Source organism: Ancylomarina sp. YFZ004, assembly GCF_054254355.1.
Map to the genome: position 1 here is coordinate 1 of NZ_JBTCHQ010000002.1, position 19,577 is coordinate 19,577.

The window sequence follows — 19,577 nt, forward strand, 5'->3', positions numbered from 1 at the left end:
CCATAAGATGAATCTTATCAATCTTCAGATATTGAATTACCGCATAAACGGCATCAACCATATCTTCAATAGAAATATGATTTTGTTTTAAATCCGATTCTCCATGTCCAGGTAAATCAATGCAAATTACCCTAGCTGATTTTGATAATTCACTAGCCATAGCTTCAAAAGTTTCAATTGACTCAAGGTAACCATGCAGAATTACACAAACAGAACCAAGTCCCTGGTCACTGAATCTGATTGTATATTTTGTCGTATCAATAGATTTTATCATCCTTTCCTATTTATAGCTTATGTAAAAATAACGAAATTACGGATTTTTGAAATTCAAAAACAAGTCGACAGAAAACTCTTCTCAAAACGATTCATAACTTTTCAATATTCTTATAGATTAGAGAGTATTACCTACATATAGTAAACAATTTCACCTTAGGACAGTGGGATTCTGCACTCATCAGACTAATAATACATTACACCTTTCTAAATAAGAACAATACAGCAGTGCTTGTTTTAAAACATATAAAAAAGTAATACCTTGCAGCGCTATGCTTAGAATATTAAAGAATAAATTCAGTAATTGATTTAAGCTTAATCATATAGGTTTTCTTTAACAAATAAGGTCTTAGTATATTGCTAAACAGGTTATTGTTAGAATCAGTCTAAATAATTTACATGTGTTAAGTAATATTGTTTCCTCAAGCATGAGCATCTACATTTGCAATTGAATTAGTTAAACCTTAGAATAAAAACAATCTAATTAATTTTTAGTCCTATGAGCAGTTTTTTAAGTTCATCAATTGGGAAGAAGCTGATAATGAGTTTATCAGGTCTTTTCCTTATTGTTTTTGTGTTGGTTCATCTTGTATTAAACTCATTTTTGTTGTTTGATAGCACTGGTGAATTGTTCAACGCAGGAGCTCACTTTATGTCATTACCAGTAATTCGATTTGGATTACAGCCGGTATTGTTTGGTGGCTTCATTATCCACATCATTTATGCTATTACTCTAACACTACAGAACATGAAGGCTCGCCCTCAGAAGTATGCAGTGCAAAACTTGAAAGATAGTAGTACTTGGTCGTCTCGTAACATGTTTGTGTTAGGTGGACTTGTATTGGTTTTCTTAGTAATGCACTTGATGCATTTCTTTGTACCTATGCAAATTACAGGTGAAGTACCTTCTTCTATCATGCACGGAGAAACAGTTCATGATGGAGCAAAAATGGTAAAAGCGTTATTTACTAGCGGTACATTCGGCATAGTTTACACTTGTCTTTATGTATTAGGCGCTATCCTTTTAGGATTACACCTTGCTCACGGGTTTTGGTCATCTTTCCAATCAATTGGATTCAGCAATAATATCTGGAGAAAACGTTTAGAAAAAGTATCTTACTTCTATGCTTTCTTCATTGCTGCAGGATTTGCAATCATTCCTTTGTACTTACACTTTTTTGCTTAATTGCTAAAACTTAACGGTTATGACAGTATTAAATTCAAAAATTCCAGCCGGGCCTTTAACTGAAAAGTGGTCAAAACATAAGGCTGCAATTAAGGTAGTTAGCCCTGCCAATAAAAGAAAATTAGATATTATCGTTGTAGGAACTGGTTTAGCTGGTGGATCTGCTGCTGCTTCTTTAGCAGAGATGGGATACAACGTAAAAGCATTTTGCTACCAAGATTCAGGACGTAGAGCTCACTCTATTGCTGCACAGGGTGGTATTAACGCTGCAAAGAATTATCAAAACGATAACGATTCAGTATTTCGTTTATTTTATGATACAATTAAAGGTGGTGACTATCGTTCTCGCGAAGGTAACGTTTATCGTTTAGCTGAAGTTAGTGGCGAAATCATCGACCAATGTGTTGCTCAAGGTGTACCTTTTGCACGTGAGTATGGCGGAACTTTATCTAACCGTTCATTCGGTGGTGTATTAGTAAGTCGTACTTTCTATGCTCGTGGACAAACTGGTCAGCAGCTATTGTTAGGTTGTTACGCTTCTATGAACCGTATGATCGGACAAGGTAAAATTGAAATGCATGAGCGTAACGAAATGTTAGATATCGTTACTGTTGATGGAAAAGCTCGTGGTATTATCACTCGTAACTTGATTACAGGTGAAATCGAGCGTCATGGTGCTCACGCTGTAGTTATCGCTTCAGGTGGATACGGTAACGTATTCTTCCTTTCAACCAATGCTATGGGTTGTAATGGTGGTGCTGCTTGGCAAGCTTACAAGAATGGTGCATATTTTGGAAACCCTTGTTTCGTACAAATTCACCCAACTTGTATTCCAATTCACGGCGAACAACAATCGAAACTGACATTAATGTCGGAATCATTGCGTAATGATGGTCGTGTTTGGACTCCATTGAAGAAAGAAGATGCTATTAAATTACAAAAAGGTCAGATTACAGCTAACGACATTGCTGAAGAAGATCGTGATTTTTACTTGGAAAGAAGATACCCATCTTACGGTAACTTAGTTCCTCGTGATGTTGCATCTCGTGCAGCTAAGGAAAGATGTGATGAAGGTTTCGGTGTAAACGAGACTGGAAAAGCTGTTTACCTTGACTTTAAATATTCAATCGAAAGATTAGGACAAGATGTAATTGAAGCTCGCTACGGAAACTTGTTTCAGATGTACGAGAAGATTACTGATCAGAATCCTTACGATTTACCAATGCAGATTTACCCTGCTATTCACTACACAATGGGTGGTACTTGGGTAGATTATAACTTGATGACGACTGTTCCAGGTTTATATTCTATTGGTGAAGCTAACTTCTCTGATCATGGTGGTAACCGTTTAGGTGCTTCTGCTTTGATGCAAGGTTTAGCTGATGGTTACTTCGTATTACCATACACAATTGGTGATTACTTAGCTGATGAAATTCAAACTCCTCGTGTTGACATGAATCATCCTGAGTTTGTGAAGAAAGAGAAAGCTGCTACAACTCGTATGGAACGTTTGTTCAACATTAAGGGTTCTAAGTCAGTAGATTCTTTCCACAGACGTTTAGGTAATATCATGTGGGATAATGTTGGAATGGCTCGTAACGAGAAAGGTCTTAAATTTGCTATCGAAGAGATTGCTAAAATCCGTAAGGATTTCTACAAAGATCTTCGTATTCCAGGTGAATTCAATTCAATGAACATTGAGCTTGAAAAAGCTGGTAGAGTTGAAGACTTTCTTGAATTAGGTGATTTAATGGCACGCGATGCACTGAATCGTAACGAATCTTGTGGTGGTCACTACCGCGAAGAATCGACTACTGAGGAAGGTGAAGCTAAACGTGATGACGAAAACTTTACTTATGTATCCGCTTGGGAATACAAAGGAGAAGGTCAAGATCCTATTTTACACAAAGAAGAGTTAGTATTCGAAACTGTTGAATTAACACAACGTTCATACAAGTAAGCTATGGCAGATAAAATATTAAAAGAACTAACAATAAGGGTTTGGCGCCAAAAGGATGCCAAATCTAAAGGGAAATTAGAGTCATATAAAATCAACAACATTTCTGGTGGAACTTCATTCCTTGAAATGCTTGATATCTTAAATGAAGAGCTAATCAACAAAGGAACTGAGCCTATCGCTTTCGATCACGACTGTCGTGAAGGTATCTGTGGTATGTGTAGCTTATTCATCAACGGACGTGCTCATGGACCAGATGACGATATTACAACTTGTCAGCTACATATGCGTAAGTTTACTGAAGGTGAAACTATCACTATTGAGCCTTGGAGAGCTGGAGCATTTCCAATAATCAAAGACTTAATCGTAGACCGTATGGCTTTCGAGAAAGTACTTCAGTCTGGTGGTTACATTTCTGTAAACACAGGTGGTGTACCTGATGGAAACGCTATTCCAATTTCTTACGATGATGCTGAAGAAGCTATGGATGCTGCTGCCTGTATTGGTTGTGGTGCTTGTGTAGCTACTTGTAAAAACTCATCGGCAATGTTGTTCGTTTCTGCTAAGGTATCTCACCTTGCAAAACTTCCACAAGGTCGTGTTGAGGCTACTCGTCGTGCTAAGAGCATGGTGGCTAAAATGGATGAGTTAGGTTTTGGTAACTGTACCAATACTGGTGCTTGTGAAGTAGAATGTCCTAAGGGAATTTCTATCGCAAACATTGCTCGTTTGAACCGCGAATTCTTAAGTGCTACTATTAAGGAGTAATTAGATTAAAATCTAGATATGAAGAGCGTTGCCTTAGGGGAACGCTCTTTTTCTTTATCAGAAAATCATGCGGTAAAATCATTAAATCCCGACTATTAACAAGTCGTATTTCAACATTAAAAACACCTTTATTAAGATCACCTATAGCTTCAGCTGCCGTCTTGGATAAATCAATAATCCTACCCTTAACGAAGGGCCCTCTATCATTTACTCTTAAGTAAACAGATTTCATATTGTCAAGATTAGTCACTTCAAGCCAAGTGCCGAACGGTAGAGTCATGTGTGCTGCCGTAAAGTCTTCCTGAGAGAAATATTCGCCATTTGCCGTTAACCTTCCTTCGAACCAATCGGAATAAAAAGAAGCTTTTCCTTTAAGTAGAGGTATAGGAGATTTTTGTGCGAATAAATAACCACCGAAAAAAAGAATAAAAAATAAGCTTATAGATGACTTCATGATCTAAATATAAGTAAAGCTTTGATAAACTAGTTGGTAAGGTTTTGTATTTAAGCTCAGACCCTGTTTATTCAAAAAAAAACCCGGCTACTTGAGCCGGATTTCTAAAAATATTAAAATATAAATTAGTCCACATTGTTGTTAGCAAGATTGGTGTAATAAACCTCTCTAGCAACTTTATCAACTATATGCTTAACAAACTTCATATCGTGCATCGAACTGAAAATCTTATCCATCAACTCAAGCGTATCTTCAGTTAAAAGTTCAGAAAGTTGAATGCTCGTTCCATCTTCAAAAGTGATTTTAATATCACGTCCTCTTCTACAGAAAGCCACATTTGCATCATCAGATTCATACTTATGTCTTACAACCTGAATCGTCGCACCTTCCTGAAGCTCACCATTTCTATATACCATATAAGTATCAGATTCAGAATTTAGGCTAATTTTAATATTTCCTAGTGTCAGCGTATATTCTAATTCGCGCTTATTCGTATCATCAGACTTAGAAATTTCAACTTCTTCTTTAAAAAGAATATCATCCCCCTTCATTAGATTAAATGCATAAGTAAACATCTCACCCAATCCAAACTCAACACCAACTGAAAAATCATCGACAAAAGTAAACTTCGATTGATAATCAAAATTCATATTTTCAGAGATTGACCAATCAACAAAAAGCTCACCGGCTTTTACGTCTTCAACCTCAATTTCCGAATTCAATAGATAATCAAATTGCATACCTCCTAAATATGAATAATTATATTCATTTGTCGTAATAACAAAGTCATTAACATATTCAGTATCTTCATCTACATAAAGTTTCCAAGGACGCATGGCTTTTTCTTTTGGCAAACGTAGGATGAATGAATCAGAATCATCCACTTTATCAAATGCTCTTAAATAACCGTACTTGGTAGTACCTTGCTGTTCAGTAACCCCTTTTTTATAATCGTAAATGCCCTTAATATCATTAAGAGTTATACTCATGGCATATCTAGAGCCATCACCCATTTTTAAACTTGCATCATCTTCCACTGTAATGATTTCAAATCCTTTGGATTCAGAAATATCAACAACTCCATCAGTAAGGGCATTAGCTTTAACTTCCATCAGTTGTACAAGAGATAAATCTTCTTCTAAATTATTATGCGAGTCATCTGAACAACTCCATAATACCGCCGAGAACAATAGCAGCGTTCCAAAACAAAAAATATTTTTTTTCATACTCATAGAATTAGGGTATTATCATCTAATAAAGTCATTTTAACAAAACCTATAGATCAGGGTTAATACTATTTTCACAATTTTCACTCAAAGTGATTTTATATTACTACAAAGAGCATACCAGTCTTAATATTCTCTTTAAATATCATAATCGCATCAACTCTAAACTGTTAAGATTCAGCTTGCGACCCATAAGTTACAAAAAAAGGGGAAGAGAAACACATTTATAAATTCAACTATAATGTGTGGAAAAAAATGCTATCATGTAGAATTATTCTACAATTTTAAATTTGATTGTATGGCATCTTCAAGACAATCTCTGGCACAAATATTATTTAGATTTATTCTAAAAGAATTAATTCGGAATTTAATAAAACGAAATGTATAGTCTGGAGGTCAGTGAAGTTGGGAAATTTCAAGCTGTTCAACAAAGGCAATTGTCTTTTAGTTCTCTTTTAAGATCGTAATACAAATTATTACGACTTATAAAAGCAAGTCAACTAACCCATTCTAAAAAATTAGCCATGGCTAAATTTACAAAAGAAGATGCGCTTCGTTACCACGAAGGCAACCGACCAGGAAAAATTGAAGTTATTCCAACCAAACCCCATTCAACACAATTAGATTTATCACTAGCCTACTCGCCTGGTGTCGCTGAACCCTGTTTAAAAATACAGGAAAACCCTGACGATGTTTATAAATATACGGCAAAAGGGAATTTGGTTGCCGTTATTTCAAATGGAACAGCTGTTTTGGGTTTGGGCGATATAGGAGCGGAAGCAGGTAAACCCGTAATGGAAGGAAAAGGGCTTCTTTTTAAAATATTTGCAGATATCGATGTATTCGATATTGAAGTCGACACTAAAGATGTAGATGAATTTGTGAAAATAGTGAAAGGCATAGCCCCAACTTTTGGAGGGATCAACTTAGAGGACATTAAAGCTCCCGAATGTTTTGAGATTGAAGATAGGCTCAAAACTGAACTCAACATCCCCATAATGCACGACGATCAGCATGGGACGGCTATTATCTCATCGGCAGGCATGCTGAATGCTATCGAAATCCAGAAGAAAAAAATAAGTGATATTAAATTGGTTGTAAATGGAGCTGGCGCATCTGCGGTAGCATGTACCCGCCTTTACATTTCACTTGGGATGAAAAAAAAGAATATCACTATGGTTGATAGCAAAGGGGTGATTCGCAAGTCGAGAACAGATTTAAGCGCCATAAAACGTGAATTTGCAACTTCAAGAGAGATTCATACGCTCGAAGAAGCGATAAATGGTGCTGATATGTTCCTTGGCCTTTCGGTTGCAAATGTACTCTTGCCAGAGATGATTAAATCGATGGCTGATCGTCCTATCGTATTTGCCTTAGCAAATCCCAACCCTGAAATCGCATACGATCTTGCGATAAAAGTAAGAGATGATTTAATTATGGCCACTGGTCGATCAGATCATCCTAATCAGGTAAACAATGTCCTTGGATTTCCATTTATCTTTAGAGGAGCTTTAGACGTAAAGGCAACTGGCATTAATGAAGAAATGAAAATTGCTGCTGTAAAAGCTCTCGCCGATTTGGCCAAAGAAGATGTTCCTGATATGGTAAACACAGCTTATAAGGAAATGAATCTCAACTTTGGCACTGATTATATTATTCCGAAACCTCTTGATCCAAGATTACTAACCGTAGTAGCACCTGCTGTTGCAAAGGCAGCTATGGAATCAGGTATTGCCCATGCCCCTATTACTGATTGGGAAGCCTACGAAATGGAATTGGAGCAGCGTATGGGGAGAGATAACAAATTGCTTAGATACTTAACCAATAAAGCGAAACGCAACCCTAAACGAATTGTATTTGCCGAGGGAGAAAATTTCAAGGTGCTAAAAGCTGCTCAAACGGTATTGAACGAAGGCATTGCACATCCTATATTACTGGGAAATAAAGAAGAAATTAAAAAAATAATTTTGGAGAACGAACTCGATTTGGAAGATATTCCAATAATCGATTGGAGATCTCATGAAGAACAAAAAAGACGTGAGGATTTCGCGACAATTCTATTCAAAAAAAGAAATAGAAAGGGCTTAACCTGTAAAGAAGCCTTGGAGCTCATGACAAATCGAAATTATTTTGGTGCCATGATGGTAGAAACAGGCGAGGCTGATGCTCTCATCAGTGGATCAACTTCCAAATATGCCGATACCATAAAACCAGCGATTCATACTGTGGGTGTAAAACCTGAAATTAACCATATTGCTGGCATGTACCTTTTGATGACAAAGCAAGGACCAATCTTTTTCTCAGATACAACCGTCAACCCTCGTCCTGATGCACAAACTCTAGTAGATACGACACTATTAACTGCCGAAGCTGTTAGGAAATTTAATATTGAACCAGTCATCGCATTGGTTTCCTATTCAAATTTTGGATCGATACGAACAGGGAGTCCGGTTCGTGTACAACAAGCAACAGCCACCTTACATCGCGACCATCCAGATTTGATTGTAGATGGTGATATTCAAATGAATTTTGCCCTAAATAGTGAGCTGCGAAACCAAATGTTTCCATTCTCGAAATTAGGTAAAAGAAGAGTGAATACCATTATTTTCCCTAACCTAAGTAGTGGAAATATAGCCTATAAAATGATGCAAGAATTGGCTGAAGTTGAAGCCATAGGTCCTATTCTGCTTGGCATGAACAAATCGATTCATGTGATTGCTCTCGAGAGTTCAGTTCGCGAAATTGTAAATATGGTCACCATTGCCGTGGTCGATGCACAATAATTCCATAAAAAAGCTTTAGCTGACTCAGCTAAAGCTTTTTTATATCACTTCATCTTTCCACCTAATACGCAGGTCTTTTTGTAAGCTTTAACTTCTCCATCGGGATGATATAATTCAAAATAAAAAACGTAGATACCAATTGGAGCTCTTGCTTTACTAGCCAATAAACCATCCCAATATAATTCATCATTTGTTGATAAAGTCAAGTTACTTGCCAATCGTCTAACCTCTCGGCCAAAACTATTGTAGACTCTAATATTTGCCACATAACCACTCTTTTCCAAATCAAAATTAATGATCAACCTATCATCAACGCCATCATTATCCGGAGAGAAAGTTTTTGATTTAAACCCAACTACATTTACTACCGTCTCATCAATATCATAGGATGAATTTTTCAGTCCTGGTGTTCCAAAGCCAATACTTTGAGCTGCCGATATCCAATTTGAGGTCAAATTCGTTTCGTTGTTTGGATTTATTCTCTCCAAGGAAACCCCTTCGGTGGAAGTCAGCCCTTGGAAATGCATATTTTCATTGTAAGCAAAATCATCTAACTGCTCATTATTACTATTCAGGATGACGACTCTCCCCTCAGCATCATTATACGAAGGCATTTTATTGATTTGCATAAAAGCATTATCATCGAGATAGCTATAATTTTCCTTTACACTCAAGGTATCTGTGCTCAATAAAAGATACGAGCCTGCATCTAACATATAATATTCAGTTGTCAGTTGGTATACTGCATCCAGTTCAAAATTATCATCTCGGTTTGCGATAGAAATATCACGAATATCAATCACCTGATCTGAGATGTTTAGTAGTTCAATATAGTCTGCTCCTCCTGGGTAAGGATTAAATAAAACTTCATTTATGACCAAATCACCTTCTTGAGGCAGATCTGCAAGAGAAAACTCCAACTCTTTATCGTCAATTGAATTACCTGCTAAATCGACAATCAAATCAGATAGATGCAACTGATAAAGGATATTGTGTTCAAAATCTGATTCGAACTTCAATCGCAGAGCGAACCTATTATTTTCAATTACGACCACTTGGCTTGGATGGCCAATATCTCGACTAAGCGAATAATTCTGAATATCAAAAGCCTGACTTGTTTCTAAAGTTTCGCTAAAGAAAAGATCAATAGAATTGGATTGACTCACTTCAAAATTCAATAAGCTCGGTGGAACAACATCAGGATTATATCCTTCAATAGAATTTATTTCACCAGGAGTACCACCCTTTTCATCCATTGATGCACGCCAATTATCAGCTTGCCAGGAATGATTCGTCACATCAATCCGCTCTAAACTCCAACCTCCATTTTTCTTACCTTCATCACCATACCAATCAGATGAATAGGAAATTTCATCAATCAACACCCCAGACGAAGATTCTAAGGAGATACTTGTCCCAGAATTTGTCAAAGAAGGAAAACTAGTCAGGCCTAGAGAATTCCCAAACGCGTTATAAAGCTCAAATGCTGCATTGGAACATAGAATTAAATAAGCGTGAGATGGAATCTCGAAATCAGAAAGGATTTTCTCAGTATTGCCAACCTTCAGTTTATAATCCTTGATATTAATAGGATAATCACTGGCATTATAAATTTCAACAAACTCATATTCTGGTAATCCTACAATAGGCGTTTCATCAGCCAGAATTTCATTGATAACGAGATTATGTGCTTTAGCATCAGCAAAAAAATCAAACTCAATTTCTTCAATATTTGAAATAGCTCCTTTCATATCAACCATACCACTTATACTCAAATAATATTGCCCTGTAAGAAATTCGTTCTCTGTAAATAAGATAAGTTGATTTTTCTTAACTGACTCGTTAATTAGCTTGATTGGGAATAGGTCATCACCTCTTTTCAATTCAAAATTTTCATTTTTTGATGATTCCGTAAAATTTAAATCTTCTGAAAAATCTAAGATTATAGAATCCGAAGAAAGTACATAACTTCTAAAATAAGGTGCCGTGTTACAACTTTCAATCTTAAGATCATCAAACCATAGTTCACCTGCACGTGAAGCGGTTCCATAATGAAATTCAAGTCCTGAGAACCATGCTACTTCAATATCTGGGATCTCAGAAATAATTGTTCCTGCAGAAAACCAATTCTTCATCTCACCCAAGCGATTGTAATAAAGCTCCCATTCACCTCTTGCCGTATATTCAAGCTTCACAGCAACGGTTTCATCCTCATTCCAATCAAAATCCGATTTTAGCAGGAGTTCTGAATCTCCGCTTTGAGTTTTCCAAAGACTCAATAGATCATCTGTTCCACTTAGGTTAATACCTACTGAAAACAAATTATTAGCCATGCCTGGATCACTAAAATCCATCAGAAGATGATATACGAACTTATTTGAAGAGGACGGATCCCAATCTGAGTTCTTAAGAGTGAATTCCCAAAATATGGATTCCGATTTTAGATTAACATCAACTAAAGGACATGAAATATAACTACTCCCAATCGCGTTAGACAAATTGTGTTTTAAGCTTGAATTCCCTTTAATAGGCAGATAACTTGACACCTTCCAATCTGTATTATTCTCCCATTTTGAAAGATCAGTCGATTCAAAATAATCAGAAAAAATAATATTATCCTCTTGAATAAATATCGATTCTGAACAGCCTATCAAGTCTCCACTGACTGCCAATTCAAAAAAATCAGAACCTGAATAAGTGATATCATTCAGAATGAAAAGTCCATTGGATAAATTTCCAACTAAACCAGAATAGTTTAATGTACCTTCCCCAGTCTGTAGGCTTAAATTCACCGATGAATTGTTGTCCTTATCAATATTCTGATGTGCATCAACAGCAGCAATTTCTACAGAGAAGGATTCTGAAGTATTTACCCCTATTGGAACAGAAATAAATGAAAATCGATCTGCCCGAACATCAAGATGGTGTATTGCAGAAATAATATCATCAGTTAATTCGTCCATGAAATTGGAAGCCGTTGAAGATGCCTTCCATCCATGTTCCTTTCTAATCTCTACTTGTAATTGAGCTTTATCAGGTATTAAACTTTTCTTAAAATAAACACCTAGTTCAAACTCAGATTGTGAAGCATTAACTACCTCAACATCCAAAGAAGTGAACGAGATGAAATCATCTTCAATCTTTACTGTTTTAGCAATCAGCTCACCATCTTTAATCAAGGAACAACCTGCGATGTGTTTTTTCCAATCCAAGCCCTCACCAGATAGTTTGTTATAAAATTTCATGGTGGTGATTATAGTTGGATCATCATCCAAAGTCCCAAAATCTATAACTGAAAACTTGAAGATTATTTCTGAATTATCAGAACTGGTAGCCATGGGATTTAAAGCTACTGACTCGACAGGAAAATTTGAAGGAATAATCAATGAATTGGCGTCAAGACTTGATATATTATCACTCAAAACAGGAATCATTCCATCAGCTTCGATCAAAATCGTGAAATTTTCAGCCGCATTATAAATCAAATCATTCCATGAAAATTCACCTTCGATGAGATTTGTATTTAATCCTGAAGAGGTAGATAACTCTCCACTTCCAGAGGCTAGAGAAACTCTCGCTTCAACAACAGAACTGAGATCTTGATTGCCATATTTATCAATAGTTTTCAAGCCCATTTCAAAAGCCACATTGGGAGTTATTGACCTTGGAGGCTTATTCGTAAATACCAATTCTGTACCTTGTACATCAATCGTGAAATTTAGTCCAGCTAAATCACCAATAAAACTTGGAAGCAATCCACTCCCACTAGTTCCCCAGCCTTCATGAGTATTCTCAATTTGGAGCTGCAGAATTTGCAAATCGGTGAGTGTGGTTTTTAAATAAACAAATATTGAATAATCACGACTCGTTCCTTCTGATATTTCTCTCAACAATTCTGTATCGCTTATGCTGATATTAATGGCTGAATTATCAAAAGTATACCCCGCATCTAATATGGTCTCTCCCACTTTAAGCTCAATACCAGCAATGTTTTCTTCCCAAGACATAGAATTATTGTCACCAGGAACAAATCTTAATGCATTCAGAAATGTTGATTCTAAATCATCTCCTTTATCGTTCACTGAGAATCTAAAGACCTCAATCGCATCTTCCACCAAATTAGATAGTGAAGATATCTTAGAGTTAGAAGGTATCCAAGCTGGTAAACTTAGATCAGTGGTCTGGGAACTAATAATTGAAATAGGATCAGAGATTACTGAAATGTAATCACTTGCTTCAGCTTTTATATTTATATTTTCAGCAAGATTATAAGAAAGATCGTTAAAGGTAACTTGTCCTGATGAAAGATTATCGGTAAGTACTCCTTCTAAAATTCCATTCCCACTCTCAAGACTTAGATCGATATTTTGATAGGCATCTAAATCAACATTCCCGTTAATATCCCTCGCATCAAGTGAAACCGAAAAACTCGTATTCTTAATTGGACTATTAGTAGGGATTGATATAAAGTGCAGGTTTGTACCAACAACCGAAATTAGATGTTCAGGAGAAACCACTGCCTCGCTATAAGCGGTATCAAAGGTTGAACCTGATTGATAAGTTGTGATTCCAGAAGCTCCAGCAGACAATTCTATCTTCACTTTATTTCCATCAATTATTCCAGATAGTTTCAAATAAGCCCTTAATTCATATTCATGAAAAGAATCATCAAGAAGAGTAAAATTGCCTTCTGCAAAATTGAGAATCACTTCATCAGTATTTATTTCAACCGAGCTTGCTGGAATCAAATTGCTTCCATCATGAATCGCAAAACCTCCAAATTGGCTTGATAAATCTGCTATATTATCAGAAGCTACATTGGAGAACTTAATTGAAGCTATTTTTGTATCTAGATCGTCATCTCCGCTCGGCTCTGATAGGTTGAATTTTAATAAGCTTTGTGCAGAACTAAAGTCATTGATAATCGAATTAATATTCTGAGAAGGTATTTGATTATCTGGCACTAAAACCAGAGTTAATGCATCCCTTGAGACCATACCTGGAGTTCCCGTAACTGAGATATCATCAATGTAAATTTTATCAGAAGCATAAGTCGTTTTCATACGAGCCACAAGTTGTAAACTACTTCCATTTAAATTTGAGATACTTGCTGTAGCTGAACCCCAATCAACTGAAGATTCAAAAAAAGAAATCTCTAGCCCACCATCAAGAATATAATAGAGTTTGATGTACTTATTGTCAGCAGTTGCACCAGAACCCGTCTCTCCAGTAAAAATTGAAATACTTATATCTGTATGAACAGATATATCAACTATAGAACTCTTCCATATCGCTTCACCATCACAATCAAGAGCTTCGAGTCTATCGTCTCCTGTCGCTACAACTTTTACGTAATCACCATCACCTGTGAAAGTACAAGCATCAACATCCAAAGTCCAATCAACTCCCGTTATATCACTCAAGATATCCCCGTCGAATCCTTTCCCGACATCATCATTAAAATCTTCTGAATAAATTACATTTTGAGCATGTAAGGAGCCCGAGATCAGTAATAAAAGAAAGAATACTTTAATTAAAGCAAGTGTTTTCATAGCTAAAAACTCTATATTCGTTGACTCGATTAACTACAAGAGATATTCTGGAAATTATAAAAATAATCACCAAATATCTCGGAAAAATTGAACTAACCAATCAATGTTAATTCGATATTTTGATACTAAGCCAGATTCAATACCACGGACTAACTGAATCTGATTAAGTAAGTTATAATTATTAATCCAATTTAATAGAATTTTTTATTATGAAAATTGCTGTCGTAGGCGCCACAGGTTTGGTGGGACAAAAGATTCTTGAGGTTTTAACCGAAAGAAATTTTCCTGTAGATGAATTGTATCCCGTTGCAAGTGAAAGATCGAAGGGGAAAAAGATTGAATTTAGAGGTAAACAAGTAACAGTAATAGGCATGAAAGAAGCAATTGAATTAAAACCTCATATTGCAATTTTCTCAGCTGGTGGAGATACGTCGCTTGAGTGGGCTCCAGAATTCGAGAAAGTCGGAACTTTTGTTGTTGATAATTCTTCAGCGTGGCGTATGCATCCTGAAAAAAAATTAATCGTACCAGAAATTAATGCTTCAGAACTTACAGTTGATGATAAAATTATCGCCAACCCAAACTGTTCGACTATTCAATTGGTTGTTGCATTAGCACCTCTCCATAAAAAATACAAGATTAAACGCTTAATCATATCCACTTACCAATCCATTAGTGGAACCGGTGTTAAAGCCGTTGAGCAGTTCGAAAATGAAAGAGCTGGTATTGATGGAGAAATGGCTTATCCACACCCTATCGACAAAAACTGCTTACCTCATTGTGATGTATTTGAAGAGAATGCATACACAAAAGAGGAAATGAAGTTGATCAATGAGACCAGAAAAATTCTTTGTGATGATTCAATTAGAATTACGGCAACTGCAGTTCGTGTTCCGGTGGTTGGTGGTCACTCAGAGTCGGTAAATATTGAATTCGAAAAAGATTTTGATTTAGATGAACTTAAAGATCTTCTTTCTCATTCTGAAGGAATTATTATGCAAGATGAGCCTGATAAAAATATTTATCCAATGCCACGATTTGCTCACGAAAGAGATGAAGTTTTTGTTGGCCGAATTCGTCGTGACTTCTCAAATCCAAACAGTTTAAACATGTGGATTGTTGCTGATAACCTTCGTAAAGGTGCTGCAACGAATGCCATTCAGATTGCTGAATATCTAGATCAAAGTGGAATAGTTTAATTACTCATTTCAATACATATACAAAAAAGCGATGCTCCAAAATATGATTTGGAGCATCGCTTTTATTTTATATCTAAATTCTTTTTATTCGTCTTCTTCACTAAGATTGCTGTAGTCCTGGTACAAGAAATTATTATATGGGAAACGAGCTGAATGTAAATCACGAACTACATTATATACTTTCTCTTTAAATTCCTCAACATTATCTTTTTCCTTCGCTGATATGAATAAACATGGTGTATCACCTTTAGCTATCCACATCTTCTTTAACTCATCAAGGCTATAATTTTCGCGCAATTTAGGCGTTAAATCATCTTCATCCTTTTTCACATAGCTAAAGGCATCAATTTTATTGAATACCAAGAAACGTGGCTTCTCTTTTTTATCGATTTCAGCCATCGTTGCATTCACCACATTAATCTGATCTTCAAAATTAGGATGAGAAATATCAACTACATGAAGAATAACATCAGCTTCGCGCACCTCATCTAATGTAGATTTGAAAGATTCAACCAAGTTATGAGGTAGTTTTCGAATAAATCCAACCGTATCAGCTAATAAAAAAGGAACATTTTGAATAACAACCTTTCTAACTGTCGTATCAAGTGTCGCAAAAAGTTTATTCTCAGCAAATACATCAGATTTACTCAAAACGTTCATCAGTGTCGATTTACCAACATTGGTATATCCCACCAAAGCAACACGAATCATTTTATCACGATTCTTACGCTGCACCGTTTTTTGCTTATCAATCTTCTTAAGATCCTCTTTCAACTTCGCAATCTTATCAAGAATAATACGACGGTCAGTTTCAATTTGAGTTTCACCAGGTCCACGCATTCCAATACCCCCACGCTGACGCTCAAGGTGAGTCCATAGTCGAGTTAGTCGAGGCAAAAGATACTGATATTGTGCTAGCTCTACTTGAGTTTTAGCATTAGCCGTTTGAGCACGACTCGCAAAAATATCGAGAATCAGATTTGTTCTATCTAGAATCTTACGTTTTAGTTCGCGTTCAATATTTCGCAATTGTGAAGGCGTTAGCTCATCATCAAAAATCACCAAACTAATCTCTGGGTTTGCTTCCAGATATTGAGCAATTTCTTGAAGCTTCCCTGTCCCCACAAAAGTTTTGGGATGAGATCGCTGTAATTTCTGAGTAAAACGCTTGACTGATTCAGCTCCTGCAGTTAAAGCAAGAAAATCTAACTCATCAAGATATTCTTTCACCATAACTTCGGTCATGCCTTGAGATTGATCGATAACACCAATCAAAATTGCTTTTTCCGATTCTATTTTATTATTGAGGAAATCTCCCATGTATTTTCGAATATATGATTTAGACACTTAACTCGCTAAGAGAATGAATTAAATGTATTCAACTTTTATAATGATATCGACAAAAGTAAGCAATATTCGTTTATAAAGTGAATTTGGCTTATAACAAAAAAGAGGCTCTGAAAAATCAGAGCCTCATATATTGAATACATAAATGTATCAGCTTATTGTAACTGGAAATTGATAGGTACAGTATAAGATACTTTTACAGCTTTACCACGTTGCTTACCTGGCTTCCACTTTGGCATCTTATTAATCACACGAAGAGCTTCTTTGTCAAGTGATGGGTCAACCCCTCTCATAATCTTAACATTCTCAACTTGTCCTACTTTGTTAACAACAAAACCAACGTATACACGTCCAGTAATACCATTTTCTTGAGCAATTACAGGGTACTTAACAGATTTGTTAATCCATCTTTGTAATTCGATATCTCCACCTGGAAATTCAGGCATATCTTCTACAATTACAAATACTTGCTGCTCATCTTCTTCCTCTGTCTCTTCAACAACTTGAATTTCAATCTCTTCGTCCATATCGGCTTCAGAATCTTCAATTTCTAGTTCGTCATCAATTTCTTCATCGTTATCCACAATGTTCAAAACATCAGCAACTTTAGGAGCTGGTGGTGGTGGTGGTGGTGGCTTAACAGGCTCTTGACGAGTAATAGGAATAATCTCCTCTTCAGCCTGGATTTCTTGCTCTGTTTCCAACACAGTGGCTTCACTTGTATCAACTCGCCACTCAAAGGCTAGAAATACAATAGCAAGAGTAAGAGCCAGACCAATCTCTAGAAAAAGACCTCTCTTATTCTCCAGATCTGCTTTTTGTGACTTCTTAACTTCCATAGTTTTCTTTTTATTTTCTAGTAAATTCAGCGTCTAAAAATACAGATTACAATTGTATTATCAAAATTATACTTTAGACATGCTTAATTATTCGGGGGTTAAAGATAGAAAAATTCACGTCAAACACGTTTAATCATTAAAGATAAGTCATTCAAACTTTCATATAACTCCCAAAACTGAGAGTACGAACTGATAAAAACAGAATTACGTTTGTTTCAATTATTATTAAAATAAGAAAATTCGCTATAAACACACCTAAGAACGAAATTTATCAATAATACAGACTTCTATCAACGTTAATCGACACAACAGTCAGATTGACAAAAAAATACATCAGTAAAGACAAATTACAAACGTTAGCGTAAGCTTTGAAAATAATCATAAGTACTGAATACAAAAATGGCTCTGGAATTCCAGAGCCATTTTTATTATTTATAATCAAGATTAATTACTGTAACTGAAAATTTATAGGTAATGAGAAAGAAACTTTCACAGCTTTCCCTCTTTGTTTACCAGGTTTCCACTTTGGCATTTTTTTAATCACTCGAATTGCTTCTTTATCTAAAGCAGGATCAACTCCTCTAACCACGACAATATTCTCAATGCCTCCATTTTCATTTATCACAAAATTCATGTGCACCCGACCTGTTATACCATTTTCTTGAGCTATTATTGGATACTTTACAGAATTTGAGATCCACTTCATTAGTTCAACATCTCCACCAGGGAACTTTGGCATTTCTTCTACAATAACAAAGATATGCTCTTCATCATCCTCAGGCTCATCCTCAAATACTTTGATCTTGACGTCTTCATCCATATCAACAATGGCTTCTTCAATGACTAATTCTTCATCAATATCCTCATCATCATCAACAATAGTTATAAAATCAGCCAATCTAGGTGCTGGTGGTGGAGGTGGAGGTGTATTTAAAGGCTCACGTGTAATAGGAATAATTTCATCATCTACTTCCAATTCTTGTACATCATTCAACACACGAGCTTCGCGTGAATCAACGCGCCATTCAAAAGCGAAAAATACTAGAGCAAGAGTAAGAACTAAACCTATTTCTAGAAAAAGGCCTCTTTTGTTTTCTAGATCTGCATTTTTTGTTTTTTTGATTTCCATAGTTCCAGTATTAATTTATTAAAAATCAAAACTTATTAAAGAACAACTGAATGCCTATTAAAAGTTTAATTAAAATCAATTTGATCTATGAACATAAATATAGGGAAATGATAATATAAAAAGGACTCAAAAAGCCCTCTTTAAAGAAATTTAACAATCCTGTTTATATTTTAACATTTATTTTGAAAGTATTTTTCATCCCAAGAACGAGATTAACATCAATAAAAAAAAGGATGATATACATCATCCTTTATAAAATTCAATATTAAAAATGAGTGAAAAATTAATAGAGCCCGAACTCATCCTACCTATACACACTATTCTTCTACTGTAATCAATCGTTTACCCTAGTAAACAATTATGGGTCATTATTAATTTTCCACTCATATCCTTTTACGTATACTTTTAAAAAAGGTTATACCCATTTCATTATTTTTATAAAATTACTTTGCCATTATTATAATTCATATATATTTGTGATCGTATTGGGGAATTAGCTCAGTTGGCTAGAGCGTTTGACTGGCAGTCAAGAGGTCATCGGTTCGATTCCGATATTCTCCACCTGATAAGCAGCAAGTTAAGTCATCCTTTTTAAGGGTGACTTTTTTTTGTGCATACAATTTGCATATAGACACTTCAGGTTCTATCTGAGGAACATAAATATTGGAGAGTTATTCTTTTTATAAGGGTGACTTTTCTTTTAGGCAAACCATGAGAGAAACAAGATCTTCCTTACCCTAGTCATTCTAATTATACAGACAATTACTATCTGTAACAAGCCGTTTTTTGTCAATACTCAATTGCAATATTGCCTTCTTTCAATAGTTCTAAAGAAATTGGATTTAAACATCTAACAGTGAACAC

At 35.7% G+C, this 19,577-nt stretch carries 12 protein-coding genes and 1 tRNA gene; 6 read left to right on the forward strand and 7 right to left on the reverse strand.

The window, feature by feature from the left end:
* A partial coding sequence (locus ACXR6G_RS03240) for an alpha/beta fold hydrolase (RefSeq protein ID WP_458359964.1) occupies positions 1–274 on the reverse strand: 274 nt, incomplete at its 3' end.
* 498 nt (positions 275–772) lie between these two features.
* On the opposite strand from ACXR6G_RS03240, the gene ACXR6G_RS03245 reads away from it, so the two are divergent.
* From ACXR6G_RS03245 to ACXR6G_RS03255, 3 genes are read left to right on the forward strand one after another with little or no spacing between them, the layout of a single operon-like run.
* The gene (locus ACXR6G_RS03245) at positions 773–1,459 is read left to right on the forward strand and encodes a succinate dehydrogenase cytochrome b subunit (protein WP_458359965.1); all 687 of its coding nucleotides are present in this window, start codon (positions 773–775) and stop codon (positions 1,457–1,459) included.
* Positions 1,460–1,478: 19 nt separating this feature from the next.
* Positions 1,479–3,419, forward strand: coding sequence for a fumarate reductase/succinate dehydrogenase flavoprotein subunit (locus ACXR6G_RS03250; RefSeq protein WP_458359966.1), 1,941 nt, complete (start codon positions 1,479–1,481; stop codon positions 3,417–3,419).
* 3 nt (positions 3,420–3,422) lie between these two features.
* Positions 3,423–4,184, forward strand: coding sequence for a succinate dehydrogenase/fumarate reductase iron-sulfur subunit (locus tag ACXR6G_RS03255; protein ID WP_458359967.1), 762 nt, complete (start codon positions 3,423–3,425; stop codon positions 4,182–4,184).
* Here ACXR6G_RS03255 and ACXR6G_RS03260 read toward each other — a convergent pair.
* Entirely contained in the window at positions 4,174–4,638 is a 465-nt protein-coding gene (locus tag ACXR6G_RS03260; protein ID WP_458359968.1) for a septal ring lytic transglycosylase RlpA family protein, read from the reverse strand. The two genes, ACXR6G_RS03255 and ACXR6G_RS03260, sit on opposite strands and share 11 nt — an antisense overlap.
* A 125-nt stretch (positions 4,639–4,763) precedes the next feature.
* Positions 4,764–5,864, reverse strand: coding sequence for a hypothetical protein (locus ACXR6G_RS03265; protein ID WP_458359969.1), 1,101 nt, complete (start codon positions 5,862–5,864; stop codon positions 4,764–4,766).
* A gap of 524 nt (positions 5,865–6,388) precedes the next feature.
* On the opposite strand from ACXR6G_RS03265, the gene ACXR6G_RS03270 reads away from it, so the two are divergent.
* On the forward strand, positions 6,389–8,647 hold the full coding sequence (locus tag ACXR6G_RS03270) for an NADP-dependent malic enzyme (RefSeq protein WP_458359970.1): 2,259 nt from the start codon (positions 6,389–6,391) through the stop codon (positions 8,645–8,647).
* Positions 8,648–8,691: 44 nt separating this feature from the next.
* On the opposite strand, the gene ACXR6G_RS03275 is transcribed toward ACXR6G_RS03270, so the two are convergent.
* A complete protein-coding gene (locus tag ACXR6G_RS03275) occupies positions 8,692–14,199 on the reverse strand; it encodes a lamin tail domain-containing protein (protein WP_458359971.1) in 5,508 nt (1,835 codons plus the stop codon).
* Positions 14,200–14,408: 209 nt separating this feature from the next.
* Between ACXR6G_RS03275 and ACXR6G_RS03280 the strand changes: the two genes are divergently transcribed.
* Positions 14,409–15,398, forward strand: a complete 990-nt coding sequence (locus ACXR6G_RS03280; protein WP_458359972.1) for an aspartate-semialdehyde dehydrogenase — start codon at positions 14,409–14,411, stop codon at positions 15,396–15,398.
* Positions 15,399–15,482: 84 nt separating this feature from the next.
* Here ACXR6G_RS03280 and hflX read toward each other — a convergent pair whose 3' ends face one another.
* The 3 genes from hflX to ACXR6G_RS03295 all read right to left on the reverse strand — a co-directional run bounded on the left by hflX (position 15,483) and on the right by ACXR6G_RS03295 (position 18,713).
* A complete protein-coding gene (hflX, locus tag ACXR6G_RS03285) occupies positions 15,483–16,718 on the reverse strand; it encodes a GTPase HflX (protein ID WP_458359973.1) in 1,236 nt (411 codons plus the stop codon).
* Positions 16,719–16,900: 182 nt separating this feature from the next.
* Positions 16,901–17,584, reverse strand: a complete 684-nt coding sequence (locus ACXR6G_RS03290; protein WP_458359974.1) for an energy transducer TonB — start codon at positions 17,582–17,584, stop codon at positions 16,901–16,903.
* 448 nt (positions 17,585–18,032) lie between these two features.
* Positions 18,033–18,713: an energy transducer TonB gene (locus ACXR6G_RS03295; protein WP_458359975.1), complete on the reverse strand. Its 681-nt coding sequence runs from the start codon at positions 18,711–18,713 to the stop codon at positions 18,033–18,035.
* Between the two features lie 487 nt (positions 18,714–19,200).
* On the opposite strand from ACXR6G_RS03295, the gene ACXR6G_RS03300 reads away from it, so the two are divergent.
* Positions 19,201–19,274, forward strand: a tRNA-Ala gene (locus ACXR6G_RS03300).
* Positions 19,275–19,577 lie beyond the last annotated feature (303 nt).

Bases quoted from the DNA above. Each gene is read 5' to 3' on its own strand.
- ACXR6G_RS03245 (WP_458359965.1), top strand. From the start codon at position 773: ATGAGCAGTTTTTTAAGTTCATCAATTGGGAAGAAGCTGATAATGAGT.
- ACXR6G_RS03265 (WP_458359969.1), bottom strand. From the start codon at position 5,864: ATGAAAAAAAATATTTTTTGTTTTGGAACGCTGCTATTGTTCTCGGCG.
- ACXR6G_RS03275 (WP_458359971.1), bottom strand. From the start codon at position 14,199: ATGAAAACACTTGCTTTAATTAAAGTATTCTTTCTTTTATTACTGATC.
- ACXR6G_RS03260 (WP_458359968.1), bottom strand. From the start codon at position 4,638: ATGAAGTCATCTATAAGCTTATTTTTTATTCTTTTTTTCGGTGGTTAT.
- ACXR6G_RS03255 (WP_458359967.1), top strand. From the start codon at position 3,423: ATGGCAGATAAAATATTAAAAGAACTAACAATAAGGGTTTGGCGCCAA.
- hflX (WP_458359973.1), bottom strand. From the start codon at position 16,718: ATGGGAGATTTCCTCAATAATAAAATAGAATCGGAAAAAGCAATTTTG.
- ACXR6G_RS03295 (WP_458359975.1), bottom strand. From the start codon at position 18,713: ATGGAAATCAAAAAAACAAAAAATGCAGATCTAGAAAACAAAAGAGGC.
- ACXR6G_RS03270 (WP_458359970.1), top strand. From the start codon at position 6,389: ATGGCTAAATTTACAAAAGAAGATGCGCTTCGTTACCACGAAGGCAAC.
- ACXR6G_RS03250 (WP_458359966.1), top strand. From the start codon at position 1,479: ATGACAGTATTAAATTCAAAAATTCCAGCCGGGCCTTTAACTGAAAAG.
- ACXR6G_RS03290 (WP_458359974.1), bottom strand. From the start codon at position 17,584: ATGGAAGTTAAGAAGTCACAAAAAGCAGATCTGGAGAATAAGAGAGGT.
- ACXR6G_RS03280 (WP_458359972.1), top strand. From the start codon at position 14,409: ATGAAAATTGCTGTCGTAGGCGCCACAGGTTTGGTGGGACAAAAGATT.